This window comes from Bacillus sp. SW14 (genome assembly GCF_047608225.1).
Classification (GTDB): domain Bacteria; phylum Bacillota; class Bacilli; order Bacillales; family Bacillaceae; genus Bacillus; species Bacillus subtilis_G.
Genome location: NZ_JBLKRW010000001.1, coordinates 4,053,155 through 4,078,182 on the forward strand (window position 1 = coordinate 4,053,155; position 25,028 = coordinate 4,078,182).

Annotated in this window: 27 protein-coding genes and 4 pseudogenes; 11 read left to right on the plus strand and 20 right to left on the minus strand. The window is 45.4% G+C overall.

The window, feature by feature from the left end:
* Positions 1 to 68 precede the first annotated feature (68 nt).
* From ACMX2I_RS20430 to rapJ, 3 genes are all read right to left on the minus strand, one after another.
* Positions 69 to 1,760: a glycoside hydrolase family 13 protein gene (locus tag ACMX2I_RS20430; RefSeq protein WP_414958176.1), complete on the minus strand. Its 1,692-nt coding sequence runs from the start codon at positions 1,758 to 1,760 to the stop codon at positions 69 to 71.
* Positions 1,761 to 1,783: 23 nt separating this feature from the next.
* Positions 1,784 to 2,560, minus strand: a complete 777-nt coding sequence (locus tag ACMX2I_RS20435; protein ID WP_087993110.1) for an SDR family oxidoreductase — start codon at positions 2,558 to 2,560, stop codon at positions 1,784 to 1,786.
* A gap of 107 nt (positions 2,561 to 2,667) precedes the next feature.
* Positions 2,668 to 3,789, minus strand: a complete 1,122-nt coding sequence (gene rapJ, locus ACMX2I_RS20440) for a response regulator aspartate phosphatase RapJ (RefSeq protein WP_414958177.1) — start codon at positions 3,787 to 3,789, stop codon at positions 2,668 to 2,670.
* A 122-nt stretch (positions 3,790 to 3,911) separates the two neighbouring features.
* Here rapJ and ACMX2I_RS20445 point away from each other — a divergent pair, with 122 nt between their 5' ends.
* Positions 3,912 to 4,415 carry a M15 family metallopeptidase gene (locus ACMX2I_RS20445; protein ID WP_414958178.1) on the plus strand — a complete coding sequence of 168 codons (504 nt, stop codon included), beginning with the start codon at positions 3,912 to 3,914 and terminating at the stop codon, positions 4,413 to 4,415.
* A gap of 6 nt (positions 4,416 to 4,421) precedes the next feature.
* Here ACMX2I_RS20445 and ACMX2I_RS20450 read toward each other — a convergent pair whose 3' ends face one another.
* Entirely contained in the window at positions 4,422 to 5,783 is a 1,362-nt protein-coding gene (locus ACMX2I_RS20450) for a YcdB/YcdC domain-containing protein (protein ID WP_414958179.1), read from the minus strand.
* A gap of 186 nt (positions 5,784 to 5,969) precedes the next feature.
* Complete coding sequence (locus tag ACMX2I_RS20455; RefSeq protein ID WP_414958371.1) at positions 5,970 to 7,346, minus strand: YcdB/YcdC domain-containing protein; 1,377 nt, start codon at positions 7,344 to 7,346, stop codon at positions 5,970 to 5,972.
* A gap of 184 nt (positions 7,347 to 7,530) precedes the next feature.
* Here ACMX2I_RS20455 and ACMX2I_RS20460 point away from each other — a divergent pair, with 184 nt between their 5' ends.
* Positions 7,531 to 7,671, plus strand: a complete 141-nt coding sequence (locus ACMX2I_RS20460) for a hypothetical protein (protein WP_148963115.1) — start codon at positions 7,531 to 7,533, stop codon at positions 7,669 to 7,671.
* Between the two features lie 12 nt (positions 7,672 to 7,683).
* Entirely contained in the window at positions 7,684 to 8,748 is a 1,065-nt protein-coding gene (locus ACMX2I_RS20465) for a DUF4352 domain-containing protein (protein WP_087993107.1), read from the plus strand.
* 39 nt (positions 8,749 to 8,787) lie between these two features.
* On the opposite strand, the gene ACMX2I_RS20470 is transcribed toward ACMX2I_RS20465, so the two are convergent.
* Together ACMX2I_RS20470 and ACMX2I_RS20475 are read right to left on the minus strand one after the other, a co-directional pair.
* Positions 8,788 to 9,720 carry an aldo/keto reductase gene (locus ACMX2I_RS20470; RefSeq protein ID WP_414958180.1) on the minus strand — a complete coding sequence of 311 codons (933 nt, stop codon included), beginning with the start codon at positions 9,718 to 9,720 and terminating at the stop codon, positions 8,788 to 8,790.
* 135 nt (positions 9,721 to 9,855) lie between these two features.
* A pseudogene (locus ACMX2I_RS20475) lies at positions 9,856 to 9,927 on the minus strand (sodium ABC transporter permease); the annotation flags it as partial.
* Between ACMX2I_RS20475 and ACMX2I_RS20480 the strand changes: the two are divergent.
* Positions 9,920 to 10,063, plus strand: a pseudogene (locus ACMX2I_RS20480) (ATP-binding protein); the annotation flags it as partial. The pseudogenes ACMX2I_RS20475 and ACMX2I_RS20480 sit on opposite strands and share 8 nt — an antisense overlap.
* Positions 10,064 to 10,102: 39 nt before the next feature.
* Here the strand turns inward: ACMX2I_RS20480 and ACMX2I_RS20485 are convergent.
* A complete protein-coding gene (locus ACMX2I_RS20485; RefSeq protein WP_414958181.1) occupies positions 10,103 to 11,179 on the minus strand; it encodes a helix-turn-helix domain-containing protein in 1,077 nt (358 codons plus the stop codon).
* A gap of 222 nt (positions 11,180 to 11,401) precedes the next feature.
* On the opposite strand from ACMX2I_RS20485, the gene ACMX2I_RS20490 reads away from it, so the two are divergent.
* Complete coding sequence (locus ACMX2I_RS20490; RefSeq protein WP_414958182.1) at positions 11,402 to 11,785, plus strand: RDD family protein; 384 nt, start codon at positions 11,402 to 11,404, stop codon at positions 11,783 to 11,785.
* A gap of 38 nt (positions 11,786 to 11,823) precedes the next feature.
* Here the strand turns inward: ACMX2I_RS20490 and ACMX2I_RS20495 are convergent, their stop codons facing one another.
* The gene (locus ACMX2I_RS20495) at positions 11,824 to 12,465 is read right to left on the minus strand and encodes an esterase/lipase family protein (RefSeq protein WP_414958183.1); all 642 of its coding nucleotides are present in this window, start codon (positions 12,463 to 12,465) and stop codon (positions 11,824 to 11,826) included.
* A gap of 274 nt (positions 12,466 to 12,739) precedes the next feature.
* Here ACMX2I_RS20495 and ACMX2I_RS20500 point away from each other — a divergent pair, with 274 nt between their 5' ends.
* The gene (locus ACMX2I_RS20500) at positions 12,740 to 12,865 is read left to right on the plus strand and encodes a hypothetical protein (RefSeq protein WP_394716495.1); all 126 of its coding nucleotides are present in this window, start codon (positions 12,740 to 12,742) and stop codon (positions 12,863 to 12,865) included.
* A 14-nt stretch (positions 12,866 to 12,879) separates the two neighbouring features.
* Here ACMX2I_RS20500 and ACMX2I_RS20505 read toward each other — a convergent pair whose 3' ends face one another.
* The gene (locus ACMX2I_RS20505; protein WP_414958184.1) at positions 12,880 to 13,053 is read right to left on the minus strand and encodes a hypothetical protein; all 174 of its coding nucleotides are present in this window, start codon (positions 13,051 to 13,053) and stop codon (positions 12,880 to 12,882) included.
* A 198-nt stretch (positions 13,054 to 13,251) separates the two neighbouring features.
* Here ACMX2I_RS20505 and ACMX2I_RS20510 point away from each other — a divergent pair, with 198 nt between their 5' ends.
* A complete protein-coding gene (locus ACMX2I_RS20510; RefSeq protein ID WP_414958185.1) occupies positions 13,252 to 13,818 on the plus strand; it encodes a TetR/AcrR family transcriptional regulator in 567 nt (188 codons plus the stop codon).
* A 55-nt stretch (positions 13,819 to 13,873) separates the two neighbouring features.
* Positions 13,874 to 15,313, plus strand: coding sequence for a lincomycin efflux MFS transporter Lmr(B) (gene lmr(B) / locus ACMX2I_RS20515; protein ID WP_087993097.1), 1,440 nt, complete (start codon positions 13,874 to 13,876; stop codon positions 15,311 to 15,313).
* Positions 15,314 to 15,371: 58 nt separating this feature from the next.
* Here the strand turns inward: lmr(B) and ACMX2I_RS20520 are convergent, their stop codons facing one another.
* The gene (locus tag ACMX2I_RS20520; protein ID WP_414958186.1) at positions 15,372 to 16,484 is read right to left on the minus strand and encodes an aminotransferase class V-fold PLP-dependent enzyme; all 1,113 of its coding nucleotides are present in this window, start codon (positions 16,482 to 16,484) and stop codon (positions 15,372 to 15,374) included.
* 79 nt (positions 16,485 to 16,563) lie between these two features.
* Between ACMX2I_RS20520 and pcp the strand changes: the two genes are divergently transcribed.
* Positions 16,564 to 17,211, plus strand: a complete 648-nt coding sequence (pcp, locus tag ACMX2I_RS20525; protein WP_414958187.1) for a pyroglutamyl-peptidase I — start codon at positions 16,564 to 16,566, stop codon at positions 17,209 to 17,211.
* Here pcp and tatC read toward each other — a convergent pair.
* The 7 genes and pseudogenes from tatC to ACMX2I_RS20560 all read right to left on the minus strand — a co-directional run bounded on the left by tatC (position 17,208) and on the right by ACMX2I_RS20560 (position 22,825).
* Positions 17,208 to 17,933: a twin-arginine translocase subunit TatC gene (tatC, locus tag ACMX2I_RS20530; protein WP_087993094.1), complete on the minus strand. Its 726-nt coding sequence runs from the start codon at positions 17,931 to 17,933 to the stop codon at positions 17,208 to 17,210. The two genes, pcp and tatC, sit on opposite strands and share 4 nt — an antisense overlap.
* Positions 17,934 to 17,993: 60 nt before the next feature.
* Positions 17,994 to 18,206 carry a sec-independent protein translocase protein TatAD gene (gene tatAD, locus ACMX2I_RS20535; protein WP_003223835.1) on the minus strand — a complete coding sequence of 71 codons (213 nt, stop codon included), beginning with the start codon at positions 18,204 to 18,206 and terminating at the stop codon, positions 17,994 to 17,996.
* 13 nt (positions 18,207 to 18,219) lie between these two features.
* Entirely contained in the window at positions 18,220 to 19,971 is a 1,752-nt protein-coding gene (gene phoD / locus ACMX2I_RS20540) for an alkaline phosphatase PhoD (RefSeq protein ID WP_414958188.1), read from the minus strand.
* 18 nt (positions 19,972 to 19,989) lie between these two features.
* A pseudogene (locus tag ACMX2I_RS20545) lies at positions 19,990 to 20,166 on the minus strand (hypothetical protein).
* Positions 20,167 to 20,245: 79 nt separating this feature from the next.
* A complete protein-coding gene (locus ACMX2I_RS20550) occupies positions 20,246 to 20,977 on the minus strand; it encodes a vWA domain-containing protein (RefSeq protein ID WP_414958189.1) in 732 nt (243 codons plus the stop codon).
* Between the two features lie 101 nt (positions 20,978 to 21,078).
* Complete coding sequence (locus ACMX2I_RS20555) at positions 21,079 to 21,507, minus strand: cell wall hydrolase (protein ID WP_414958190.1); 429 nt, start codon at positions 21,505 to 21,507, stop codon at positions 21,079 to 21,081.
* 82 nt (positions 21,508 to 21,589) lie between these two features.
* Positions 21,590 to 22,825 (minus strand): serpin family protein, encoded by a 1,236-nt coding sequence (locus ACMX2I_RS20560; protein ID WP_414958191.1) that lies wholly within the window; start codon positions 22,823 to 22,825, stop codon positions 21,590 to 21,592.
* Positions 22,826 to 22,935: 110 nt separating this feature from the next.
* On the opposite strand from ACMX2I_RS20560, the gene ACMX2I_RS20565 reads away from it, so the two are divergent.
* Both ACMX2I_RS20565 and ACMX2I_RS20570 read left to right on the plus strand, forming a co-directional pair.
* Positions 22,936 to 23,322 (plus strand): YndM family protein, encoded by a 387-nt coding sequence (locus ACMX2I_RS20565; protein WP_003223823.1) that lies wholly within the window; start codon positions 22,936 to 22,938, stop codon positions 23,320 to 23,322.
* Positions 23,282 to 23,417 (plus strand): annotated as a pseudogene (locus tag ACMX2I_RS20570) (hypothetical protein). The gene ACMX2I_RS20565 and the pseudogene ACMX2I_RS20570 overlap by 41 nt, the downstream one beginning before the upstream one ends.
* On the opposite strand, the gene ACMX2I_RS20575 reads toward ACMX2I_RS20570, so the two are convergent.
* Together ACMX2I_RS20575 and ACMX2I_RS20580 are read right to left on the minus strand one after the other, a co-directional pair.
* Entirely contained in the window at positions 23,378 to 24,064 is a 687-nt protein-coding gene (locus ACMX2I_RS20575) for an ABC transporter permease (RefSeq protein ID WP_414958192.1), read from the minus strand. The pseudogene ACMX2I_RS20570 and the gene ACMX2I_RS20575 overlap by 40 nt on opposite strands.
* A gap of 18 nt (positions 24,065 to 24,082) precedes the next feature.
* Positions 24,083 to 25,006, minus strand: coding sequence for an ABC transporter ATP-binding protein (locus tag ACMX2I_RS20580; RefSeq protein WP_414958193.1), 924 nt, complete (start codon positions 25,004 to 25,006; stop codon positions 24,083 to 24,085).
* Between the last annotated feature and the right edge of the window lie 22 nt (positions 25,007 to 25,028).

A 25,028-nucleotide genomic window follows, 5' to 3' on the forward strand; every position in this document is an offset into this window, starting at 1 on the left:
TTATTCTTCCGTCTATGGGGTGAATATATGTACTTAAAAAACCCGGCTAAAAAGCCGGGCGGGCTGAGTCATTTGATTGTTTTGTCCAGAAGATATACTCTGCTCTCGTAAGGCTGAAACACCATTTCGTCAGCCAGATCACCGTTGTTTTTATAATTGCTGAGAAGCAAGGATGCCTGATCCTTTCCGCAATGCTTAGGCCAACGGAAAACAGCCTGCTCTTTTGAAAAGTTATTGACCGACAAAAGCTGCTGTTTTCCATTTTCTCTCATGTATACAAACAGCTGCGGATCATCCGGAAGCAAAAGATTATAGCTTCCTTTCATGAGGTCAGCGTACTGCTTTCTCAGGCTGATCAGCTTTTTGTAGTAGGTTAAGATCGAATCAGGGTCTGCCTGTGCTCCCTCCACATTGATAGTCGAGAAGTTCGGGTTGACCCTCAGCCAAGGCGTGCCGTTAGTAAATCCGGCATTCTTGCCGCTGCTCCACTGCATCGGCGTCCGGGCGTGATCCCGGCTTTTGGCTAAGATCGATCTCATCACATCTTCTGGATCATAGCCTTTTTCAAACACCCGTTTATGATACATATTGACCGTTTGGATATCTTTGTAGTCCTCAATTCGGGTAAACGGCGCGTTTGTCATCCCGATTTCTTCTCCTTGATAAATATACGGCGTGCCCTTCATGAAATAAAGAACGGCGGCCAGCATTTTCGCGGATTCTTTCCGGTATTCCCCATCGTCTCCGAATCGCGACACAATCCGGGGCTGATCATGGTTGCACCAAAACAATGTATTCCACCCTTCGTATTCAAGCTTCTTTTGCCATGTTGTCAAAACAGACTTTAAATCAGAAAGCTCATGGGGCTTTACATCCCAATGTTCTTTTCCCGGCTGCTGGTCAAGCTCCATATGCTGAAAGTGAAAAATCATGTTCAGTTCATGCTTATCTGTTCCCGTATACTTCAGGCCTTCCTCCGGTGTGGCGTTTCCTGCCTCTCCGACGGACATGACATCATATTGAGAAAATACTTTATCTGTCATTTCTTTTAAATAGTCATGAATTCGTTCGCCATTTGGTTGGAAAGGCTTCAGCTCTGCCTGCCGGTTGATATAGTCCTCATACGGAGGAAGATATTCTTTCTTAGAGATGAGATGGAGCTGATCAATCCGTAACCCGTCCACCCCTTTATCAAGCCAAAATCTCATCATGTCAAATACCGCTTGGCGCACCTTAGGATGTTCCCAATTTAAATCAGCTTGTTTGACGGCATTCATATGGAGATAATATTCTCCCGTGTGCTCCTCGTATTGCCAGACCGGGCATCCGTAGTCAGACACCCAGTCCGTCGGTAGGCCGTTCTTTGTGCCGGGGCGCCAAATGTAATAGCTCCGGTATTTGCTGTTTTTGTCCAGCTCCGCTTCTTTAAACCACGGGTGCTCGACCGAGGTGTGATTTAACACAAAATCCATCACTAGCTTTAATCCGTGCTGATGCACCTGGTCAAGCAGCTCGTGAAAATCGTCCATCGTTCCGTATGAATCCATAATCGTCTTATGGTCTGTCACATCATAGCCGTAATCAACATTCGGAGAAGGATAAATCGGGCAAATCCAAATCACGTCTGCTCCGAGCTCCTTTATGTAATCAAGGCGGGACATAATTCCCCGCAAATCTCCAATTCCATCTCCATTGCTGTCCTGAAAGCTTCTCGGATAAACTTGATAGACCACCGCATCCTTCCACCAGTCTGTCTTCATCCCGAATCCCCCTGTTTTATGTTCTATTCAAGCTGAGACGGATAAATTGTCATTCCGCCATCGACGAAGAGTGTGGTGCCGGTTACATAGCTCGCTTCCTCAGAAACAAGCCAAGCCGCTGCTGCTGCCACTTCTTCCGGCTTTCCGAAGGCATTCATTGGGATTTTTTTCAATTGTTTTTGTCTGCTCTCTTCCTTTTTCGTATCCACATTTGATTCTGTGGCAATGGTTCCGGGCGCTATTGCGTTGACGCGAATTCCTTTATCCGCATAATTGAGCGCCAGCGTTTCTGTCATCATCTTGATGCCGCCTTTCGACGTGGAATACTGAACATTGACGGGGCGCGGGATCTGCTGGTGAACGCTCGAAATATTCAGCACATTGCCTTTGATGTTGTTTTTCATCATGTGGCTAAGGGCTGCTTTTGCTCCCAGAAAGGTTCCGGTGATGTTGACATCAATGACTCTCTGCCAATCTTCAAGACTCATCTCATGCGGCATAGCCTCCGCGCCGTTAAAACCCGAGTTGTTCACCAGAACATCGAGCGTGCCGAAATGGTCTAAAGCGGTGTCCAAGAGCGCCTGAATTCCTTCTTCTTTTGACACGTCCGCCTCAACTGCGACGGCTTTCCCTCCGTTATGCTTAATGATGTCCACCGTTTCATCGGCTCCAGACGGGTCGCTGTGATAATTCACAACAACATTCATTTTCTCCTGCCCGAACCGTTCCGCAATGGCTTTCCCGATTCCTTTTGAAGAACCTGTCACGATCGCTGTTTTTCCGGTTAAATCTTTATACATAAACGATATCCTCCTCTGATTTTCCATTATGCAGTGGAAAATACCCCATTTTTCCGGGTTGAAAACAGCATAAAAAAGCAGAGAACCTGTATGTTCTCTGCCCTTTTCTATCGAAAACGCTGCTCAGCAAGCTTCTTTTTAATATTCATCAGCCTGCGGTAAAAGAAAGCGGCGGACTCGTAACGTTCTTGCTGATTGAAATGTTCCGCTGTATCATGCAGCAGTTCTTCAGCATCGGCAAGAAGCTGCCGGGATTCCAGCAAGTCGAAGCATTCTTCAAGCACCTTCCAGTCGCCGCTGCCAAGATAAAGCTCATGAATGAGGCGGAATTTCGTCAAGTACATGTCATCTGTCCATTCAGCAGCACTCTTGATCCCGCGGTCATATGCTTCTGCCGCTTTGTCGTATTTTGCCTGTTTACAGTAGATATGGGTCAGTGAAAAAACGGCTTGAACGGCCTGCTGAAAGTTGTGCCTCTCAAAAATGGCGGCGGCTGTTTTGATATAGCCCTCCGCTTCATTGAAATCTCCCAGACTGTACTTACAGTGTCCGACATTGTAATGGGCAGCGGCGATCATATACGATTCTTCAAGCTGCCTCGCATGATCTAAGGCACTGCACAAGTGTATCAGCGCTTTTTCATAATGATAAACATCGGTCAAATTTCCGGCAATGATAAATTCACACTGCACGCGGCGGCGCCCGTACAGCTCATATTTCGTATAGATATCAAGCGCCTGGCTCGCATAATTCATGGAAAAATACGTTTGTTTGATGTGATAATACACTTCTGCAACCTTAAAAAGAAACTCAGCTTTTTCGATCTCATCCTCGACATACTCAAGCTTTTCCTCGGCATGTTTATAATGGTCAATCGCTAATATGAAATTTTTCTGTTTAAATTCGTACATCCCTCTGAAATAATAAAAGTAGTATTCCAATAAGCCTGTGAGTTTTTGCTGATTGCTTTCAATTTCGTTCAGCATATCAGAGAACGGAGGCTTGGTGTCGCTGTCTTTCACCGGCATCAGCTTATCCAGCATGATTCGATGCCGGAATTCCATCAAAGAAAAATATAAAAGCAAGTCCTGATTTTCTTCCATGTCTTCTAAATCGTATTCGATCTCCTGCTTTAACGCTTCTGCTTGATCTGCTTCAAATGCGCGAATGAGCTTGTACCATTCGTTTAGCTTTACTGCTACTTCCTCAGATGGAATCTTTGCTCTCATCTATCTGCCTCCTTCCTCCTGCTACTATTTATGTTATATTTTATCATAGCTGTTCTCTTTTAGAGAGAGTCAATCACTTAAAAGCGAAAACATTCAGCACATCATGAGAAAGTGAGACCGATATGAAATTATCCGCAAAAATATCCGTTATCTTATGTATTCTGTTTCTTCTTGATCTGTGTTTTAGTTATATACAAAACGAATGGCATTCTCAAAACGCCCTGCAGAATATGCCTGTCCCTTCGGATCTTCATCCGATTGTGAAACAGAACGCCGATGCTCTCAAGGCCGCAGCGGCGAAAAAAGGCATTAACGTTGTCATTACAGAAGGATTCAGGTCCTTTAAGGAACAAGACGAATTATATAAACAGGGGCGTACAAAAGAAGGGAATATTGTCACCTATGCAAGAGGAGGAGAATCGTATCATAACTATGGTTTAGCCATAGATTTCGCCCTGCAAAAAAAGGATGGCAGCATCATTTGGGACATAGAATATGACGGCAATCAAAACGGTCAATCAGATTGGGTGGAGGTTGTCGAGATTGCTAAGAAGCTCGGTTTTGAATGGGGCGGGGACTGGAAACGATTCAAGGACTACCCCCACTTGCAAATGATTCCTGACTAGACACCCTCACAGCCTTTTCTTTTTCCTTATGTGCGCATCAATGTAGGAAGGATAAACCGGCTTATACACCAGCTTGTAATGCTGAACGCTGCCCGCTGTAAAATCAGGCTGCCATTCCAGCTTCACATCAAAAGCGGCTAAAAACGTTTCTCTCGCTTCTTGAGCTGAAACATCCGGCCTGTGATTGATTGATTCTAATTGTTCAGGATCAATATCCGGCGCCATAAAAGCATCTATCATTCCGGTTTCCGGATTGACAATGATTCGGGCAGCACCGAACCGCAGCGGCACTTCTTTATACCAGACAGAAAAATGATTGCGGACCCTCCCTCTTTCATCAATTAGGATGGGATTCACTTTGAAAAACTCAGCCGCTCTAGGATAGAGCGCATATAAAAATTGAAGCGCTGTCCTTTGGCATTCTTCTATTGAGCATTGGCGGGTGTTCCGCTGTTCCATAAAAGAGAGCGCTGCTTTTAACTTCCCTGTTGTTTTGTCCGTTTTTATTTTGATTGTGTTTTTATTTCTCGTTTCAAAATAACTCCCTATGCTTAAATCCTTCCGCTCCGGCGCAGTTCCTTCGCGCCACGTGCTTCCCATTTCTTCTCCAAAGTCCTTTTCACTGACTTTCTGCATATCAGGGGTGAAGCCCAGCATCGTATATATATCGATTTTTTCCGTGTTCTGAAGCGTCGGCAGGGGCGTCCCGTTTTCTATTCTTTCATCAGCGATATGCTGGTCGGGAACGATTTCGTCTACGTCGGCGGGATAGCTGTATCCCGGCAGAATCGGTTCATACAGAAGTCTTGGTGCCTGTTCGCCATCTATGACATCGTACATCAGCCGCAAAGACATTGTATTTACGTAATGGGACACAACCTTCTCTTTTGCTACAAATTCCTTTGGAACTTCGGCTTTATGCCCTTCTCCGTAATATAAAAAATGGACAATCTGTCCGCTGCGTGTCATATCAATCAAAAAGCCTGAATTGGGAAGCGGAAGCCCCAGTTCCATTTTGGCATACATAAAACGGATGCGTTGCCCCCGTTCTTCCTTGCCCTGAAAATGAAATTTCATAAATGTGCCGGGATGGTTGGCAGCAGCAAATTGAAGAGCCTTCAGCTTCAGCTCGGCATCTGGGAGCTTTTTGTCTGCCTCGGAGCGCACGGTTGTTGAAAAGGTGAGCAAAGCGCCGTCATTTCCAAGTTCAACTGTAATGTGCTTTTCAGGATCTTTAGGGTCCTTCCAGATGAAGTACGCCTGCCCCTTTTTCTTTTGCTTTTGGCCGTAATCTTCTATCTCAAGCTCATAATGCGGCGGTACATTCCCGATTCCTTGCGCCTTCTTTTTCAGCTGTTTATTAACCAATGAAGTCATCCTTTCAAAAGAGTCTACGACAAAGAGAATCCTGTTTATTATATAAAAGGACCCTTCTTCATTTAAAGTGAAGAAAGGTCCTTTTATATTATTGTCTTTATTCTCTAATATTCTTTCTGTTACTTTCATCACACGTCATCTTATATATTTGCTGCATTTGTGTGGCTTTTCACTGTTTTACCAGACACTCATCACTGGCTCTCCTGTATGGGCTTCAATAAAACACGGATACACCGGCTTGTAGACGAGCCGGTAGCTGTTTTCTTCATCACGGTATTCCCTCTCCCAGCTAAGCTCAACTTTAAAATGCTTCCAGAAGATAGACTTCGCTTGTTCTGCTGAAATAGCTGGAACCGGATGAATGGCTTCCAGCTCCTTCGGGTCAATATCCGGTCCCATATAAGCGGTAATGCGGCCGGTCTGGCGGCTGACGCAGATTCTGGTCTGTCCAAACCGGAGCGGAACTCCATGACAGTGCGCTTCAAATGTAAAACCAGCGACTGCGTTTTCTTCTTCATCCGGTTCGTCGTACCTGATCTTAAAATATTGATCGGCATCCGGAAATAAAGCAAACAGGAAGCGAATCGCAATTTTTTCGCACTCTGCCTCAGCTACTGTCAACGGCCCTTTTTTCTCCATAAATGACATGACACCTTCGAGTTTTCCGGTATCTTTGTTATGGATGGTTTTCAGCACTTGATGAACCCGTCCTCTAAGCCAGCTGTCCATGCTTTTATCCGCCGGCTGATATACAGGATCATCCGGATTCCGCCAAACGGTCCCGATTCTCCCGTCTCCCAAATCCGCTTCCCGCTCTTTGACAAACTCTTTTTCGATGCCGATCATGCTGCTTAGATCAGCCTTTTCATAAATGTCTTCGAATAAAGGGAGAGGAAAGCTTTCACGCTCCCTGTCATCGTCATCAAATACTCGTTCTTCTTGAATCAAATCCGCGGGCACGGTGATGGCTCTGCATTCAGGCTCATACACCAAATGCGGCTGATCGTCCCCGTTTTTGTAAACAGAACGATTGAGAACTTCAAACAATAGGTTGAACTCCACATCCTTCTTGATAAAGGCAAGTGCCTCCTCATCATCAGCGATCCGCTTTGGTTTGATGATGCTGCCCGCTTTCCCGTAATAGCGGAAGTAAATGATCTCGCCTGATAAGGTGATATCCGCCATAAATCCGCTCATGGGAAGAGGAAGACCGTCCTCTATTTGAACATATGAAAATCTCACTTTATCATCGTATGTACGGCCATTTTCTTCACAGACAAAGTCAGTGAGCGCTCCGGGATAATGAGTCTCGACAAATTGGCGCATGATATTCTCTAATTGCTCTTCAGACAGCCTTTTTTTGCTCTCAGGCTCAATATCACGGGAAAGTGACGTAAGCTGCCCGTCAGGATCAAGTTCCACGATAATGCCGATGTGTTCATTGTGAGGATCTATCCAACAAAAATAGGTTCTTTTTTCATCATCGCCATAATCCTCAATTTCCAGTTTTAAGTGTGTCGGTACACGGCCGATTTCCAGTGCTTTTTGTTTCATTTCCTCTTTGTTCAACAAGACGCCCCCTCTAACTAATCAAAAAGTAATAGTCTAAAATACACAAATTTCTGAGTTTACCAGTTTTACCAGAACATTTTTCACCAAAAATAGGATGATGAACCTATTCAATATAACAGCCAATAATCTTAAAATTAAATCCGTTGTAACTTTTATAGGTCCATTTATAACAAAGAAGGGCGGAGTTTCCATAAAACCCGGTGAAAACCGTGAGAAAAGAACTGATTTTTTTGGTTATTTGATGCTAATCCATTCAAAAAGATCCATTTCTCAAAGACAAAAGACTCCCTTACCCAAAACCACTTGAGGAGGAAAAAGAATGTTCCAGAAAAAAACGCAAGCTGTTTTCCTAATTCTTCTGCTGATGATGTTTACAGCCGCTTGTTCCGGAAGCAAAACAAGCGCGGAGAAGAAAGAGTCAGAAACAGAAAAAAGCTCAGATATAGCTCAAGTCAAACTCAAAGATGTCTCTTATACACTGCCGTCTAAATATGATAAGTCCACTACAGATGGCCAGCTTGTGTTAAAAGTCAATGTCGCTGTGAAAAACACAGGGAAAGAGCCGCTGAATGTAGACAGTATGGATTTCACTTTGTACCAAGATGATACCAAAATGTCTGACACAGACCCTGAAGACTATAACGAAAAGCTGCGCAGCAGCACGATTAACGCTGATAAATCCGTTGAAGGAAGCCTTTTCTTTGTTGTAGATAAAGGCGAGAAATACGAGCTTAACTATACGCCGGAATCTTACGGTGATAAAAAGCCAAAATCAGTTACTTTCAAAATTAATGGCAAAGACAAAAAAATCCTTGCAACAGCCGATCAGCTACAAGACTCTGCAAAAGCATTATCGGCTTATGTTGACGTCCTTCTTTTCGGTAAAGACAACGCTGATTTCGAAAAAATCACCGGTGCCAACAAAAACGAAATTGTACATGATTTCAACGAATCAGCCAAAGACGGCTATCTCTCAGCTTCCGGTCTTTCAAGCACATACGCGGACAGCAAAGCGCTTGATAATATCGTGAACGGCATTAAAGCGGGATTAAGCAAAAACTCTTCCATCCAGGCGAAAACCACATCGCTCTCTAAAGACGAAGCAATTGTTGAAGCCACTATCAAACCTGTAGATGCGTCTTCGCTCTCAGACCGCATAGAAGACAGAGTAAAAGACTACTACAGCAAGAATGCTGGCGCGAGCTATGAGGATGCTGTGAAATACGCGCTTCAAGTATATCCTGAGGAATTCAAAAAGCTCGGACCGGCTTCATCTGAAAAAACGGTTGAAGTGAAAATGAAGAAGAACGACATCGATCAATGGCAGCTTGATATGGACGATTACAGAGCAGCAGAATTAGTCGAAGCATTCATCAAAGAATAAAACACCAAAAGGAAATAGCCACCGCGGCTATTTCCTTTTTTATGTAAAAATCCCGCTGATAAATTCCACTTCATCTTCGGTCAGTTCAATGTTCAAGGTTTTCAGGTTATCTTTCAATTGCTCTGGACGCTTAGCGCCTGGAATGATGGCGTCTATTGCCGGTCTCGTTAACAGCCACGCCAATGCGACATGTGCCGTATCCGCTTGTTTTTCCTCCGCCACCGCTTTCAGCTTATCTACTTTTTTGAGGTTGTGAATAAACGTTTCTCCCTGAAATTGCGGCTTATCCTTTCTAAAGTCATCGAAGACCGTATCTTTCGTGAATTTTCCTGTCCGCAGTCCGGACGCGAGCGGAAAATAAGGAATAAAGGATATGCCGTGTTTTTCACAGTATGGAAGAATCTCCTTCTCGGCATCACGCTGAATGAGAGAGTATTCTGCCTGGAAGACCTCCAAATAGCCGTCTGCATTAAATTCCTGTAATTGCTGTTCATTGAGGTTTGAAGCGCCGATCGCTTTGATTTTCCCCTCATCCTTCAGCTCCTTCAGCGTGCCCGCCACTTCAGCGAGAGGCGTTTTGCCATCCGGGAAATGAACATAATATAAATCAATGTAATCTGTTTCCAGCCGCTTCAGACTCTTTTCCACCTCGCCGCGAAGAAACTCCCGGCTGTTGTCTAATTCAATGCTGCCACCCGCTTCTTTATGGGCCCCTTTGGTGGCAATCATGAGCTCATTCCGTGCGCCGCGTTCCTGCACAACTTCGCCGATTAATTCTTCAGAACGCCCCAGTCCGTATATAAAGGCGGTATCAATAAAATTCACGCCGCCATTCAATGCCGTTCTCACCAAAACCTTCCCTGTTTCATCGTTCAGGTTCGGAAATAGATTATGTCCGCCGACCGCATTCGCGCCGAATCCGATCCGCTTCACCTGCAGCTTCGTCTTGCCAAGAGTACGTGTTTGATCCATTGTTTCTTCTCCTTCGAAACCAATTTTGATGAAAAATAGGGCAGGGTCACTTTCTGTATTAGATATCCTTTTTCTATTTTCCTTCTTTTTTCAGGATATACAAAAAGGAGAAAGTGTATTTCTCCTTTTGCAAGTTTATTTTGGCAGAACCCATTTATCCTTCAAGAAGAAGGCTCTGGCCAGTAAAAAGAATATGGCAAGTTCAACGAAAAGCGGCGGCGATCATGAAGGCATGGGCACATATATCATTCAAAAACTGGTGAAAAGCGCTTCTGGCAGACTGGATTTCACCTACCGCCATCCCGTCTTCCGGTTAGAAATCAAAATTCCGTTCCAGAAATAAAAAAACCTTGAAAAGCCCGGCTTTTCAAGGTTTTTTTCATTATGAGGATAACGTTTGCGCAAAGCGATCCGCTTCGTCTTGCAGCGTGCTTTCAATTTCTTTGTAGCGGCTGGAAATGGTAGATGCGCTGACGCCGTATTTTTTCGCCAGTTTGGCTTGAGAAACGGACGCGCCGTTAAGAGAAATCGCATTTACATAATATTCAACTGCCGCCGCAAAAGCTTCCGGTTTTCTGATGACAGGTGATTTTTTCTCGCAGAATGTTTTCCAGATATCAATGACAGCCGGAATCAATTCAGTCGGATACTCATCTCCGCTCATGCCTTCTTCGATAGCTGCAGCTGTTTCTTTCTCCATGTCGTTTGCCCACTCAACGCTGCTCTCTTCCGCTGCCTCTGCTTGCGGCTCTTCCTCTTTCTCCGCTAACAGCGCGAACAGAACGTTGTTGAATTCTTGCTTCATGAAGTCCTCCGGCGTTTTGCCGTTCTTCACAGCGGCATCCGCATATTTCTTCACCTTGCTGATTAGCGCTTCGGTTCTCTTCACCGGGAAGATCGTGAACTGCATGAAGAATTCTGCTTTTTCCGCTTCATGGATCGGATAGCCGAGAATCAGGCTTCCCACTGGCGGAAGGTCTTGGTTATTTTTATCCATTTCCACTTCGAATTGTTTTGTCGTAATCACATCCTCAAAGTGAATGACACCTTCTTTCAGGTCTTGCAGCAGCAATAACGCAGGCGTCATGCTCTTCCATGATTCAACGATCTCACGCGTTTTCGGACGAGTGATCGAATCGCCTTTTTTTTGAAGGTAATCTTCGAAAATGGTCTTTTCACCAGCAAGAGGGTGGAAGAAGATTCCCCAGATCCCTAAGTTAAATACGCTGATGTCTTTCGTCTGTCTGTCCATAGCTGAAAGAAAATCATGCTGATTGATAAATCCTGACATGCTTTCTCTATGTACGGTGAAGGCAAACTCCACTAAGTCTTCCTGAATTTGTTTTGCTTCTTTTGCCGCTAGTTCTGTCGGGAAGTCGACAACTTTACTTCCGCAGCATTTTTTATATTTCTTGCCGCTGCCGCACGGGCAAGGGGCATTTCGTTTCACTTTTCCCACAATAAACCCTCCGAATTCTGTTGTAACTTTTCTATTTTAACAAAAATAACTTCTGAGGGCTTGGTTTCGGGCTAAAAAAGAATTTGGTAATATGAAAAGCCGGCTGATGATGTTAATTTACCTATGACATTTTGTGATTTAAGACTTATAACCTATTCCCGCTTAAGGCTCTTCTTTTTTACAATCATTAGGCGTTTATCAAAATGTAAGGAAGTGTTTATGTTGGAACCAGCTGGTTTTATGCTGCGCGCCTGCGCTCTCATACTTGATGTGATCATCGCAGCCGCAGTGATTTTGGCATCCGGATTTATGTTTGGCGATGGGTCCGCCGGCGTCATTGTTACCGCCATATTGGTGTTGCTTGTGTATCCATTGTTGATGCCGCTGACAAATTGGAAGGGTACGCTCGGAAAAAAAATCATCGGGCTGCAAATTGTGAGGGACGAAACATGCGAGAAAATCACCCTCCCACAGGCCATTGCCCGTTACATGATCGCGTGGGTGCATGTATTCTCCCGCCTGATCTATTTGACAGCCGCCTTTACGAAGAAAAAACAAGCCGTTCATGATATGGCGGCGAAAACGATTGTGCTGAAAGCAGAATAACCTTGAAGAATAGACATTCTTCAAGGTTATGTTTCTCATTAGTTCGTATTTTGGCCTCCGCCGTTCAGTCCTTCTTTAATCAGGCTGTTGACTTGGCTGCTGTATAGAAGGCCGATGTGGCCAACACCATGAATTTGAACGTTTTTAGCACCGTCTAATCTTGATAAATAATTCATGACAATCATATCGGCACTGCTGTAAATGGATGTGTACAAAATCTTTTGATTAGGATCTGTTCCCGGCAGCGCCTTGCCTGTCGTCAAACGGTTCGCGCCGCCAAGCGTTACGACGTTTTCAATTTTGTTTCCGCCGTCCAGATTTTTTATGTAATAAAGTGAGTTCGCGCCCCCCATGCTGTGAGCGACAATATCCACTTTTTGCGCACCTGTTTCGTCCAACACCTTTTGCACAAAACGTGATAATACAGGGCCATTGTTATAATTCGTGCCTGTCTTGTCCCAAAAATCAACTGCATACAGCTTGCTCCGTGACCAGCCCTGAGAGACGAGATAACTCTTAATACCCGCAAAATTATATGATGCTCCTCCAATACCGTGTACCATAACAACCGGATTGTGTTCAGCGGCCTTTGCTGACGGCTGCACCGCAAACAGCGATGTAACTGACAGTAGTACCAAAATTGTTACAAGTGCAATGAACTTACTTTTTACAAATTTCATAAAATCCTCCTTTTTTTGTAACAAATTCTTCAATTATATTACGTTACCTAATTAATTAGGTAAAGGGTAATTTCACCTTATTTTTAAAGAGATTTTAAGGTTCGGAGAGAGAATATTTTCCTATTTTCATTTTAAAATATAAATATTGACAATCTCCTCGCCGTTTTTGAGGTCATTCATCTTTGCACTCACGACCAATCAAATGAAGAAAGGTTTGAACTCCGCGTTAAATATACTAAAGGGTTTTGTGTTTGGGGCTTTAGGGGCGTTATTCATGGCAAATATAAGAGAACATTTTTCTTTCACAGTGACAATGATCGTTTTAGCGGTTGTGATGACAGCTGCTTTCATTTTTGATGGTGTGTGGAAAAAGCTTAAAAAAAAGAGAGAAGGAGCGTAATCCTTTTCTCTTTTTTATTTGGTTTGATTTTCATCTTTGGGTTTCGTTTTCGTGGAGTATCCAGCTGCTAATAAAAAGATAATGGCAAGAAGATAAGCTAAGATGCCTTGGTGAAATACGTATATTGAAATGACGTGAGATACTGCGGCAAGAAGAATAAGGATCATTGTGTATCTATTGAATCGCAAATGAGGGAGACCTCCCTTATCGGTTTCTTACATCATTTTACCATTTGCAAATTCAAAGATAAAGATAGCCAAAAGCACCCAGAGTCCCTTCAATTTTTGTTTTTCATACAGTCAATTTCTCTTGACAACTGATGGTTGAATCATGATAATAGACCAGTCACTATATTTTTGATTGCAATTCAGTGAGGTGGGAATGTTATGAGTTATGGAGATTCCCGTGAGAAAATCCTTTCGGCAGCTACCCGGCTTTTTCAGCTGCAGGGTTATTACGGCACGGGGCTGAGCCAGATTATAAAGGAAAGCGGCGCGCCTAAAGGCTCTCTTTATTACCACTTTCCGGGCGGTAAAGAACAGCTGGCGATCGAAGCGGTGAATGAGATGAAGGATTATATCCGCCAGAAAATCGCGGACTGCATGGAAGCGTACATCGATCCGGCGGAAGGCATTCAAGCCTTTTTGAAGGAGCTTTCGTGCCAATTTTCATGTACGGAAGACATTGAAGGCTTGCCTGTCGGTTTGCTTGCGGCTGAGACGTCATTGAAAAGCGAACCATTGAGGGAAGCCTGCCATGAAGCCTACAAAGAGTGGGCCCTTGTGTATGAGGAAAAACTGCGGCAGGCAGGCTTCAGCGAAAGCCATGCTAAGGAAGCCAGCACCGTGATTAACGCGATGATTGAAGGCGGTATTCTTCTATCTTTGACGGCAAAAAACAGCACACCGCTCCTTCATATCTCCAACCGCATTCCTGCCCTGCTGAAGAGATAAAAAAAGACATACTTATACAAGCTGAATGAATACATTCAGCTGACAGAGAGGGGAAATGATTTTGGAAACAGCAGCTAAAGCATCTCCACAATACAAAGTGATGCCGATTATGATTTCCTTGCTGTTGGCCGGTTTTATCGGCATGTTCAGTGAAACGGCACTGAATATCGCGTTAACCGATCTAATGAAGGAATTGAACATTACAGCGTCAACTGTTCAATGGTTGACGACAGGCTACCTGCTTGTACTTGGTATCCTCGTTCCTGTATCAGGCCTGCTATTGCAGTGGTTCACAACAAGACAGCTATTTACCGTGTCACTTATCTTTTCAATTGCAGGCACCTTGATCGCGGCGCTTGCGCCGAGCTTTCCGTTTTTATTAGCGGCTAGAATCGTTCAGGCTATTGGAACGGGGCTTTTACTGCCGCTGATGTTTAACACGATTTTGGTGATTTTTCCGCCGCATAAACGAGGCGCGGCGATGGGGACGATCGGGCTTGTCATTATGTTTGCGCCAGCCATCGGCCCGACTTTTTCCGGATTGGTTCTGGAGCACCTCAACTGGCACTGGATTTTCTGGATCTCTCTTCCGTTCCTTGTGCTTGCACTTGTTTACGGTATGGCATACATGCAAAACGTATCTGAGATTACAAAGCCGAAAATTGATGTTTTGTCTATCATCCTGTCGACGATTGGTTTCGGCGGCATTGTATTTGGATTCAGCAACGCGGGTGAAGGCTCCGGCGGATGGTCCAGCCCGACTGTTATCGTCTCACTGATTGTCGGCGTTGTCGGTCTTATCCTATTTTCAATCCGCCAGCTAACGATGAAGCAGCCGATGATGAACCTCCGTGCATTCAAATACCCGATGTTTATTTTGGGCGTGCTCATGGTGTTCATTTGCATGATGGTCATCCTGTCGTCTATGCTGCTTCTGCCGATGTATCTGCAAGGCGGCTTAGTCCTGACGGCATTTGCTGCTGGTCTCATTCTCTTGCCGGGCGGCATTTTAAACGGTTTAATGTCCCCTGTTACAGGCCGTCTGTTCGACAAATACGGACCGAAATGGCTTGTCATTCCGGGATTTGTGATTGTCACTGTTGTCCTTTGGCTCTTCTCGAACGTCACTACAACTTCAACGGCTGTGATGATTATCATCTTGCACACCTGCTTGATGATCGGGATCTCTATGATTATGATGCCTGCGCAGACAAATGGTTTAAACCAGCTTCCGCGCGAGTTTTATCCAGACGGCACCGCCATCATGAACACGCTCCAGCAAATGGCGGGCGCTATCGGAACAGCGGTTGCGGTCAGCATTATGGCTGCAGGCCAGCATGATTATATGAACACAGCCAAAAATCCTGCCGATCCGGCAGTCATCCCGCAGGCTTTGACAGCGGGCGTACAGCATGCGTTTGTGTTCGCGATGATTGTGGCGATTATCGGTTTAATTGGCGCTTTCTTTTTGAAGCGGGTTAAGGTTGATCATTAATATGAAAAAGCCCCTGATCTCAAGGTCAGGGGCTTTTGTATGTTTACATGTGCCGCAATCAGCGCGCGGAGAAAACCGCTGCGATTTCATCAATCGCATGACGCAATTCATCCTTCGTGTTGTAAAAGTGGGGAGCCAGACGGATGACAGTGTCCCGCGGCGCGCAAATCACTTTTTTCTTCTTCAGCAGCGCCGCCGTTTCCGATGCCCGCTCATCCCGGATCGCAACCATTCCGGGATGATGCCCCGCTTGTGCCGCCGCCAGCTGCAAGCCTTTATCAACAGCATATCGACAGGCATCGGCACAGATCGTTTTCACATGATCCCCGATATGAGAAACCCCGATATGATTCAGCAGTGATAAAGCTGATGCCGCTGCGTATACACTGATAAAAGCAGGAGTGCCTGTTTGAAAACGCCGCGCGCCTGTCGCATAAGCCTCATCAAATCCGTTCTCTCTGCCGAACCAAGCTGATGCTTTCGGCTTAAGCGCATCCGCCAGCTCCTTTCTCACATATAGAAACGCCATTCCCGGTATACCAAGCAAATACTTCCGCGTGCCTGTTGCCAGCATATCTACTCCCCACTCTTTCACATCAATGGGAATGTGCCCCGCTGATTGATAAGCATCCACAAATAACAAAGAACCCTTTCTCTTAGAAATCGCAGCGATCGCTTTTACATCCTGAACAAAGCCGTCACGATAATGAACGTGCGGAACACACGTCAGCACTGTTTCATCGGTAATATGTGTTTCATATTGTTCGAGAGGCAGTCCCCCGTCTATTGACGGAATGACAGATACGGTATAATCGGATTGTGACTGCCAAACATGGGACACCGCCGGAAAATCCATCTCCGTATACACAACATGCTTCTTTTCAAAAACAGATAAAGAGGATGCGACAGAGACCAGCGCATCGGAAACTGACGGCACAATCGCAATTTCATCCGGTTCAGCCCCTATCAGCTTTGCAAACTCGTTCCTCGCACTCTCTGTTTTTTCGGCCGCTTCATTCCAGTTTGTCCCCATATGGAGCAGGCTGTCATGATAGTCGTTGATCGCCCTTGAAACCGGCTCTGCCAACGCGCTCTGAGAACAGCTGGCAAGCATCGTATGTGTCTGCACGGTTGGGAACAGCTGGCGATACTGTTGCGGTAAATGTTCCATTGTGATTCACTCCTTTTCGTTATTTTGAGGAAAAATCCAAAAATAAACAATAGAATAAAAGGAAAAAGGAGATGGGAAGATGAGAAAAAAAGTGCTGATCACAGGCTTTGACCCTTTTGACAAAGAAACCGTCAATCCATCATGGGAAGCGGCGAAACGGCTGAATGGCTTTGAAACGGATGAAGCAAGCATCACAGCAGAACAAATTCCGACTGTTTTTAAAACCGCTCTGGACACTCTGCGGCAAGCCATTCAGAAGCATCAGCCGGATGTCGTGATCTGTGTCGGCCAAGCCGGCGGGCGAATGCAAATCACGCCCGAACGGGTGGCGATTAATCTTGCAGACGCGCGCATCCCCGATAATGAAGGACATCAGCCGATTGATGAAGAGATTTCTCCAGGCGGACCCGCCGCTTACTGGACCGGGCTTCCCGTGAAACGCATGACTGCGAAAATGAAGGAAAACGGCATTCCGGCCGCTGTCTCTTATACAGCGGGCACATTTGTATGCAATTATTTGTTCTACGGATTAATGGATCACATTAGCCGGACATCCCCGCACATACGCGGCGGGTTTATTCATATCCCTTTCATTCCGGAGCAGACCATCGACAAAACAGCGCCGAGCCTCAGCTTGGACACGATGGTCCGGGCATTGAGGATCGCCGCTGTTACGGCCGCACAATACGAGCAAGATTTGAAGTCACTCGGCGGGACGCTGCACTAAGCGGCCGCCGTTTCGCTCGTCAGCCTCTTTTTGTAGACAAACGCCGATAGGGTGACACTCACTTCAAACAAGACAAACAGAGGGATCATAACGAGAAAATCAGAAATGAAATCAGGCGGTGTAATCAATACGGACACGACAATCAGCAAAAAATAGGACAGCTTTCTCGCTTTGGCCAGCCTGTAGGGATTTAAGATGCCCAGCCTTGTTAAAAACATCACCACTAAAGGCATTTCAAACAGAAAGCCGAACGGCAGGCTCAAATTCACCATAAACCTGAAATAGCGGTCCGCCGTAAACATTGTTTCAAAATGCCCGGAAGACAAATGAGTCAAAAAACTGAGTACGATCGGAAATAAGACAAAGTATCCAAAAGAGATGCCCGCCAAAAATAACGCAAATAACCCGGGTATGTACATGACCGTCACCTTGCGCTCCGTTTTCGTCAGCGCCGGGGCAACGAAACGCCACAGCTGGTACGCGGCAACAGGGATGGAAGCCGCAATGGCACAAATGCCGGCAAGCATCATATACACCCAGAGGATTTCACTCGGTCCAAGCACAGCCAGCTTCCCATCCAAATCTCTAATCAGCCAGTCATAAATATCCTGCACAAACAAAAAAGCCGTGATAAGAAATAGAAGAAATACCGCGAGGGTCACGATAATTCGGCGGCGAAGCTCTTCTAAATGCCCGATCAGATGGGTTTCTTTTTTATCCATTCAAAAAAGCCCTCCCTTTCATAAAAAAAGAGGCAGCCCCGGTGTCTGCCTCATCAGCACTCAGCCCGCGTTTTTGTCCTGCTTGACCGCTGTCAGCTCAGCTGATTTTTCTTCTTTTTCATCACCAGACACAAGTGATTTTGTGGCGCTTTTAAATTCCAGCAGTGTCCGTCCGGCCGCACGTCCGATTTCCGGCAGCTTTGAAGGGCCAAAAATAATGAGGGCGATGACAAAGATCAGAATCAAGCCCGGTATTCCAATGTTTGAAAACATACTTTTTCACTCCTTAATTCGTGATTTTTGCCCGTTTCTTAATCATTTGTTTTTCATGGGCTTTGTTGTGCGCAAAGAACCGATCCTCTTCGACTTCATCGGATTGCTTCACCCCGCCTTGGACTGTCGTGGAGGATACCTTTTTCAATCCAGTTTGGTCCTTTTGATAAACGAATGAAGCCCTAGTTGAAATGGCTGCGCCAGGCTCTGTCACAAACGGTATTACCCGATAATCGGCTTTCCACTGGTGAGGCGTCACGGTACAGCGGACATATCCGCGATAGTCGTTAAAAAACTTAATGTGCGGATTTTCTTTTAAAATTTTGTCTGTGTCCGCCCGTTTATCCGCGCCGTTCCCTCCAGAGGTGATCGAAGTTCCGACAAACTCAGCCCCGAAAATCTTTGAACTTGTCTTCTCAAAGTCGACGTGCAGATTTGATGCCCAGCTTGCATGTACATCACCTGTCAGAACAACAACATTATTCAGATTTTTACTTTTAATGAAATTGATGACCCGCTCGCGCTGAGCCGGATAGCCGTCCCACGAATCCATGCTGTAGATCGGGCTAGCGCTTGTTCCGAAGTTCCATTTCGCAAAGAAAATCTGCTGCGGCAGCACATTCCAGTAAGCGTTTGAGCTGCTCAAATTGTTGAAGAGCCACTGCTCCTGTTCTTTTCCTAACAAAGTCCGATTCGGATTGCGCGATTCATCGGAAGGCGGCTTATTGCCGTCATTATTGGCCTGGTCATCTCTATACTGGCGGGTATCAAGAACATTGAAGGACGCCAGGTTTCCGTACGTAAAATGACGGTACAGCTGCATATCCGGACCGTTCGGCAGAGAGGAGATGCGGAGCGGCATATGTTCATAGTACGCCTGATACGCAGCCGCGCGGCGGAGCACGAATGCTTCAACCGACTGTCCTTTTTCCGGGATTTTATTCGCATAGTTGTTTTCGACTTCATGGTCATCCCATGTCACAACCCAAGGGAACGCCGCATGTGCAGCTTTTAAATTGGCATCAGAACGATATTGGGCATGGCGGTTCCGATAGTCTTGCAGCGTTATGATTTCTGCGCTGTTGTGCGTGCGGACATTGCCTGTTTTTGAAACATATTCATTTGGACCATATTCATAGATGTAATCACCGAGATGGAAGACAAGATCAAGCTTTTCCTTCGCCATATGCTTGTAGGCCGTATAATATCCATGCTCATATTGCTGGCAGGAAGCGAACGCAAAGGTCATTTTCGACACATTGGCACCAGGGGCGGGCAATGTTTTTGTTTTTCCGACAGGGCTTAGTTCATGTCCGGTTTTGAAACGATAATAGTACACTTTATTTGGCTCAAGCCCGTCCGCTTCTATGTGAACAGAGTGGGCTAGGCTCGGTTTGGCCATCTCGGTGCCCTTTCTCACGATCTTGCGGAAATGCTCATCCTTTGCGACCTCCCATTTGACTGGGATCGCCTGCTTCGGCATTCCCCCGCCGTTCAGCGGATCTGGCGCAAGACGCGTCCAGAGCACGACACTGTCAGAAAGCGGATCTCCAGACGCGACCCCTAGCGTAAACGGGTAGCTAGAGAACTTAGGCGCAGCATTGACTTCAAATGCACCAACTGACTGAGCAATCGTTAATCCAAGAGAAAGCCCTGCAATCTTCCCCGCTCCTTGAATAAATTTGCGGCGGTCAAACGTATTGTTTTGAAAGCTTTCCTCTTTCAACTTCTGTACCCATTCATCAAAACGACTGTCGTTTGCCATTCAAGATCCCCTCTCTTCTCATTGATCGCCTCCATTATAGGAGATCATTGTTAAATGGATGTGAAGAAGTGTGAACCGATTGTAAGCGCTGAACTACAGAAACAGGTCTTCACTCACAAGCCTGCCGCTGAAACTTGCCGAAAGCTGGCTAAATGGCGCGTTTTCCGCATATCCTGTCGTTTGCAAGCCGCCCATTCGGACTATTTTTCTTCACATGATCTTAAAAAAACAAAAACACCGAGCCATTTCGCAGAATGACTCAGTGCCGCACCAGTTATTTTGAAAATAATCTGCTGAAGAAGCCCTTCTTTTTCGGCTTTTCAGCAGGTGGCTCTTGTTCTCTTACAATCCCTTTTTTCTTCGCTTCTTTCAGCCAAAATGGAAATTCAGTAAGCAGAGCGTCATAAAGCTCATCATCAGAAATGCGGTCGATTTCTTCAATACGCAGGAAATTCGTATTATCAACAGCGCGTCCTTCTAACGTATCCAGTTTATTGAGAAAATCGAAGTTTCCGTTTCCGATGCCGACAAACTGCCAAAACACCGGCTTGTCAGAAGAGGCTGCAATAATTGGTTTAATCGACTTTTTACAGCCTCCATCATTAATAAAAACGACGAAAGCGGGATAAGAACTGGGTTCCTCTGCAACATATTTGCGCAGCACGTCTTTCATGACCGGCGGCTCATCATTTCTGCCGAATTTATGCAAGCGGTCATTATTCAAAATTTCACGATCGACATAGCCTGAAAAATCTTTTTCAGAAACTGGCTTTAATCGGGAGAATTCGTTATCATACACCCATACATCCAGTAAGCCGTTATCATCAAATTGATCGGCCACAGCCAATATCCGTTCCACCACGTTTTGAACCGTTCCGTTTTTATAGAGCGTTCTCATTGAACCCGTAATATCAAGCACAAGTCCGACACAAGCCGTCACCTTCGTTAATTGCTTTTTCTCCAGTACGATTTTTACGCTTTTCTTTTGCAGGTCTATTGTTGCCATTCTGTCATCTCCGTTTTTTTCTTTGATTATCTCACAGGAATATTTTCCATTGTATATCTTTTCAAAAAAAGGCACCGTTCAATTTGAACGGTGCCCTGTCTCTAAAATGTGTTATATACATTTTCACACGTTTCCCCAGTCGGCTGATAAAAGCAGTGTGACTTGTATCTGGCTACTAGCGGCTGGTTATACCACTGGGGCGGACAGTCCCCCTCCGGTCTGAAGTACCACAAACTAAATTTTGCAGGCCAGCGCCTTTCACCGTTTATTGACCGGCGTGCCAGGCTCCGCTCGCTTTCCCGTGCTCTTTGATAAAAATATCCATGAGTTACAGCCTCAAACGCGTGCGGCTGAAAAATCATCTGCCTGATGGTCCGGAGGCCTTTAAAATCTGAGCAATTTGCCCGCAGCCGATTGATTCCCACGTTGCCGACAAGCAGCATCCCCTGCTTGCCTTCTCCTTCCGCTTCTGCTCTGAGCAGCCTTGCCAGCAAATCGACATCCGCACTCGTTGCTTTCACTACCGCCATCACGTCACCTCCCCTTGATCTCCTTTCATCATATTTCATTACTTCAAAAGTGATGACGGAGGGACAAGAGAAGTTTTTATATTTATTCATTCGGATTTGCGACAAAGCCTAAAAACAACAGGTATTTTGTTTGTTCATCTGTGATGACAAAGAAAAATGGCCGGTCCGCCGTCAAGGTAACATCTGGCGTGAGTGCGGACTCAACAATTTCAGCTGACGAGGCAGCCGCAGCCTCGGTTCCTGCTTCATCCACCTTGATAAATGTATGGTGATTCACATCATCGATCGAAACACCGCGGCCTTCAGTAAACATGCTGGAAAAGTCAGCATCAGAAAAGACGGATTTCATCCCCATATCGCGAAGAGCATGTTTTACGTTATACTTTCCTTTCAGCGTAAAACGGGGCAGGCTCAGCTTTACTGTTTTTGGCTGAAATTCGCGGTCCCATGCTTTTATGTTTTGATTGGTGAAAAGAGACATAAAAGAACCCGGCGTTTTCTTCGGCAGAAATAAAGTAAACGAAAGTTGTTGATCTTCGTATGGCAGCTTGACTGCTTGGAACAGATCATTTTCTAAGTAAGCGAGGCGTGCAGTCTGCTTCATCATCAGCAGTTTTTTGGCCGATCCGTCAGGCAGAAAAAAATGCTCCTCAGCGGTCACATGCTGGTCAAACGGCAGCGCCCACTTTTCTTGAAAGTAAACGGCGTTTACCAAAAGAGAAACAGCTTCCGGCGAAAGATGATCCGCGATGTCGTCAATATGCCCTTTTGTTTGGTGGGCCGTCCACTGATTGATCAAGATCTTTGCGGTCTGAATGTTGTCATCCATTTTAAAGACACTGCCTGAGAAGAATTGTTTAATCGTTTGTTTAAAGTCCGGCTCGGTCTCAAGCCTTGTCCATACAGCATTGGCCGTCATCAGATCACCTTCAGGCAAAGATTCAAACCTTTTCATGAGCCCGAACGATGACTCATTAATGGCGCTGTCATGAATGTCCGACAAATATAGAGCAGCTTTCATTTCTTTTAAAGTATCTCCCGCCGCTCCATTTGCCGTCATCATCAGCATCTGCTGTAAGCTGTACGGGGAAATCAGAAGATTGTCCGTTAACCCGTCTTGAGCTGACATGTATTGAAACAACTCGGTTCCGAATGTACGCTCAGCTTTAATAAAACCCTCATGAATATCATAAGCTTTGTTTTTTGCAGAATCAGATAGTGAAGACGATTGAGCAGTTGACGCGGGTTCTTCAGCAGGTTTGCACCCGCCTCCGAACATCATACACACCAGCACCACTGTGAACATCTTTCCTTTCATACAAACCATCCACTCCTTTTACACAGCATGCAAAAACACAATATAAGGTTTAACTTTCTGCATTTGAGGAATCATACATAACAAATAAAAATAGAAGGAGGTACTTTGGAATGACACATGTGAAAGCACTCGCGATTAAAGGTATTATGACAATCATTGTGTTGTATCTAGTGCTTGGTCTGGGCTTCGGTTTCACGTTTGGTGATACGCTCTTAATGACACTTGTGTTAGGGGTTATTTCTTATTTGCTGGGCGATCTTTATGTATTGCCAAGATGGAATAATATGATTGCGACGTTAGCTGATTTCGGTCTGGCCTTCCTCGTCATTTGGCTGATGGGCATGCCGCTTTCTATGGGGATGACTGGCGGTGAAGTTGCACTGGCGGCTCTATTTGGCGCGATCGCCATGGCCATCGGTGAATATTGCTTCCATTTCTATATGATGAGCAAAGAGATTGGCAAGAAGCATTATCTTGAAACAAGAACAGATTCATAATCGAAAGGCCGGTGCTGATAGCATCGGCCTTTTATAAGGGGCGCCTTTGTTTACGCTACGCATCCTGCTTGTCTGCGTTCCTGATCGCCATGTAGGAAAAAAACAAACCGAAAGCTGCCAAGGATAATGGGATATACACAACAGACGAAATGGAGAAGCCCGGACTTGTTGAACTGATGAGCATCACAATCACTACAGATGAAATGATGGTTGCCGGAACCGAGTGTTTACGCATCCCAAAAAAGATGGGAACCAAACTGGTTCCAGCGGCGCCAAAAGCGAAAACCGCCATTTTTACCGCCTGCTGAGACATGATTTCTGTCGTAAGCTCTTCCGGTATGAAATGATAGATCGAGTTCAGCCAAAAGAAACCGGCGGCTATGAGTATATTTGAAAGTAAAATCGTGGTAAACGTCAGTCCGCCCGCGATCATAAGCTTAGCAGCGAGCAGTTTTTTACGGCTGATCGGGTATGTGAACATCACAAGAATGGTTTTGTTTTTATATTCGGAAATCACCAATTTTGCAATCAGCACTGCACCAAAAACGATAAATACCGCTCTGACGAAGGTGCCGATGATGAGAAACGCTTCCTCCATGCTTTGGAACGAAACCCCGGTATCGGCTTTTTCTGAATAACAGATCAGCCACAGAAAGCCCATGATGATCAAGTTGGAAATGAGGGCACCTCTGACATACCAGCCCATCTTCATTTTTCTTAATTCGATTCTGATCAAATTCATCAACGTGTCTCTCCTCCTTTACGCACTGATGCTATTGCCGTTGATCAAGCTGATAAAATAATCCTCCAGCGACGTATACTTTTTGTTCATTGATTCAATGTCTATATCATTTAAAATTAGCGCTTTGGATATGGCAGCTTGAGAGGCTTCTGCCTCGTAAATCCGAATCGTTTTCTCATTTAAGATTTTAAAGTTGGTTAATCGCAGCTCGTTCTCCAGCACAAAGCAGGCACTTGTCTGATTTGGCGTGACAAGCTCGATGTATTCAGTGTTCTGGCCTCTGACATCTTCCATTGACACCTCTTCAAGCAGCCTGCCGTCCCGAATGACGCCGATCGTGTCCGCAATTTGTTCGATTTCACTCAGCAAGTGGCTTGAGATCAGCAGCGTCATCCCGTACTCTTTGCTCAGCACTTGAAACAACTGCCTGATCTTTTTGATACCGAGAGGGTCAAGACCATTTACCGGTTCATCCAAAATAAGCAGATCCGGCTTCGTGAGGATGGCACGCGCAATCCCCAGACGCTGCTTCATCCCGAGCGAAAATGTTTTGACGGGCTTCTTGTCAATTTGTTTTAAGTTCACCATATCCAGCACTTCTTGAATGGCTTTTTTATTGTGGTACCCCATGTATTCACAATGCAGATCTAAGTTTTCTGCAGCTGTCAGACTTTCATAAAAAATCGGATATTCAATCATGCTGCCGATGTTCCCCAGCACCTCGTATGATGTGTGGGTGAGCTTGTTCCCTAGGATGCTGATTTCACCGCTTGTCGGTTTAACAAGGCTCGTCAGCATTTTCATAATGGTTGTTTTCCCCGCGCCGTTCGGGCCCAGAAAGCCATAGATTTCACCTTTTTTAATATGCATGCTGACATTGGATACGACTTCTTTTCCCTGATACGCTTTGGTCAGTCCGTTCGTTTGTACGATATAAGTCAACTTTGTTTCTCCTTCCCTCTCT

Bases quoted from the DNA above. Each gene is read 5' to 3' on its own strand.
- ACMX2I_RS20575 (WP_414958192.1), bottom strand. From the start codon at position 24,064: ATGAATTTGATCAGAATCGAATTAAGAAAAATGAAGATGGGCTGGTAT.
- ACMX2I_RS20445 (WP_414958178.1), top strand. From the start codon at position 3,912: ATGAAATTATCCGCAAAAATATCCGTTATCTTATGTATTCTGTTTCTT.
- ACMX2I_RS20500 (WP_394716495.1), top strand. From the start codon at position 12,740: ATGGCAAATATAAGAGAACATTTTTCTTTCACAGTGACAATGATCGTT.
- ACMX2I_RS20555 (WP_414958190.1), bottom strand. From the start codon at position 21,507: ATGGCGGTAGTGAAAGCAACGAGTGCGGATGTCGATTTGCTGGCAAGG.
- ACMX2I_RS20560 (WP_414958191.1), bottom strand. From the start codon at position 22,825: ATGAAAGGAAAGATGTTCACAGTGGTGCTGGTGTGTATGATGTTCGGA.
- ACMX2I_RS20520 (WP_414958186.1), bottom strand. From the start codon at position 16,484: ATGGAACATTTACCGCAACAGTATCGCCAGCTGTTCCCAACCGTGCAG.
- phoD (WP_414958188.1), bottom strand. From the start codon at position 19,971: ATGGCAAACGACAGTCGTTTTGATGAATGGGTACAGAAGTTGAAAGAG.
- ACMX2I_RS20510 (WP_414958185.1), top strand. From the start codon at position 13,252: ATGAGTTATGGAGATTCCCGTGAGAAAATCCTTTCGGCAGCTACCCGG.
- ACMX2I_RS20565 (WP_003223823.1), top strand. From the start codon at position 22,936: ATGACACATGTGAAAGCACTCGCGATTAAAGGTATTATGACAATCATT.
- rapJ (WP_414958177.1), bottom strand. From the start codon at position 3,789: ATGAGAGCAAAGATTCCATCTGAGGAAGTAGCAGTAAAGCTAAACGAA.
- ACMX2I_RS20495 (WP_414958183.1), bottom strand. From the start codon at position 12,465: ATGAAATTTGTAAAAAGTAAGTTCATTGCACTTGTAACAATTTTGGTA.
- ACMX2I_RS20435 (WP_087993110.1), bottom strand. From the start codon at position 2,560: ATGTATAAAGATTTAACCGGAAAAACAGCGATCGTGACAGGTTCTTCA.
- pcp (WP_414958187.1), top strand. From the start codon at position 16,564: ATGAGAAAAAAAGTGCTGATCACAGGCTTTGACCCTTTTGACAAAGAA.
- ACMX2I_RS20465 (WP_087993107.1), top strand. From the start codon at position 7,684: ATGTTCCAGAAAAAAACGCAAGCTGTTTTCCTAATTCTTCTGCTGATG.
- ACMX2I_RS20550 (WP_414958189.1), bottom strand. From the start codon at position 20,977: ATGGCAACAATAGACCTGCAAAAGAAAAGCGTAAAAATCGTACTGGAG.
- ACMX2I_RS20470 (WP_414958180.1), bottom strand. From the start codon at position 9,720: ATGGATCAAACACGTACTCTTGGCAAGACGAAGCTGCAGGTGAAGCGG.
- ACMX2I_RS20430 (WP_414958176.1), bottom strand. From the start codon at position 1,760: ATGAAGACAGACTGGTGGAAGGATGCGGTGGTCTATCAAGTTTATCCG.
- tatC (WP_087993094.1), bottom strand. From the start codon at position 17,933: ATGGATAAAAAAGAAACCCATCTGATCGGGCATTTAGAAGAGCTTCGC.
- ACMX2I_RS20455 (WP_414958371.1), bottom strand. From the start codon at position 7,346: ATGAAACAAAAAGCACTGGAAATCGGCCGTGTACCGACACACTTAAAA.
- tatAD (WP_003223835.1), bottom strand. From the start codon at position 18,206: ATGTTTTCAAACATTGGAATACCGGGCTTGATTCTGATCTTTGTCATC.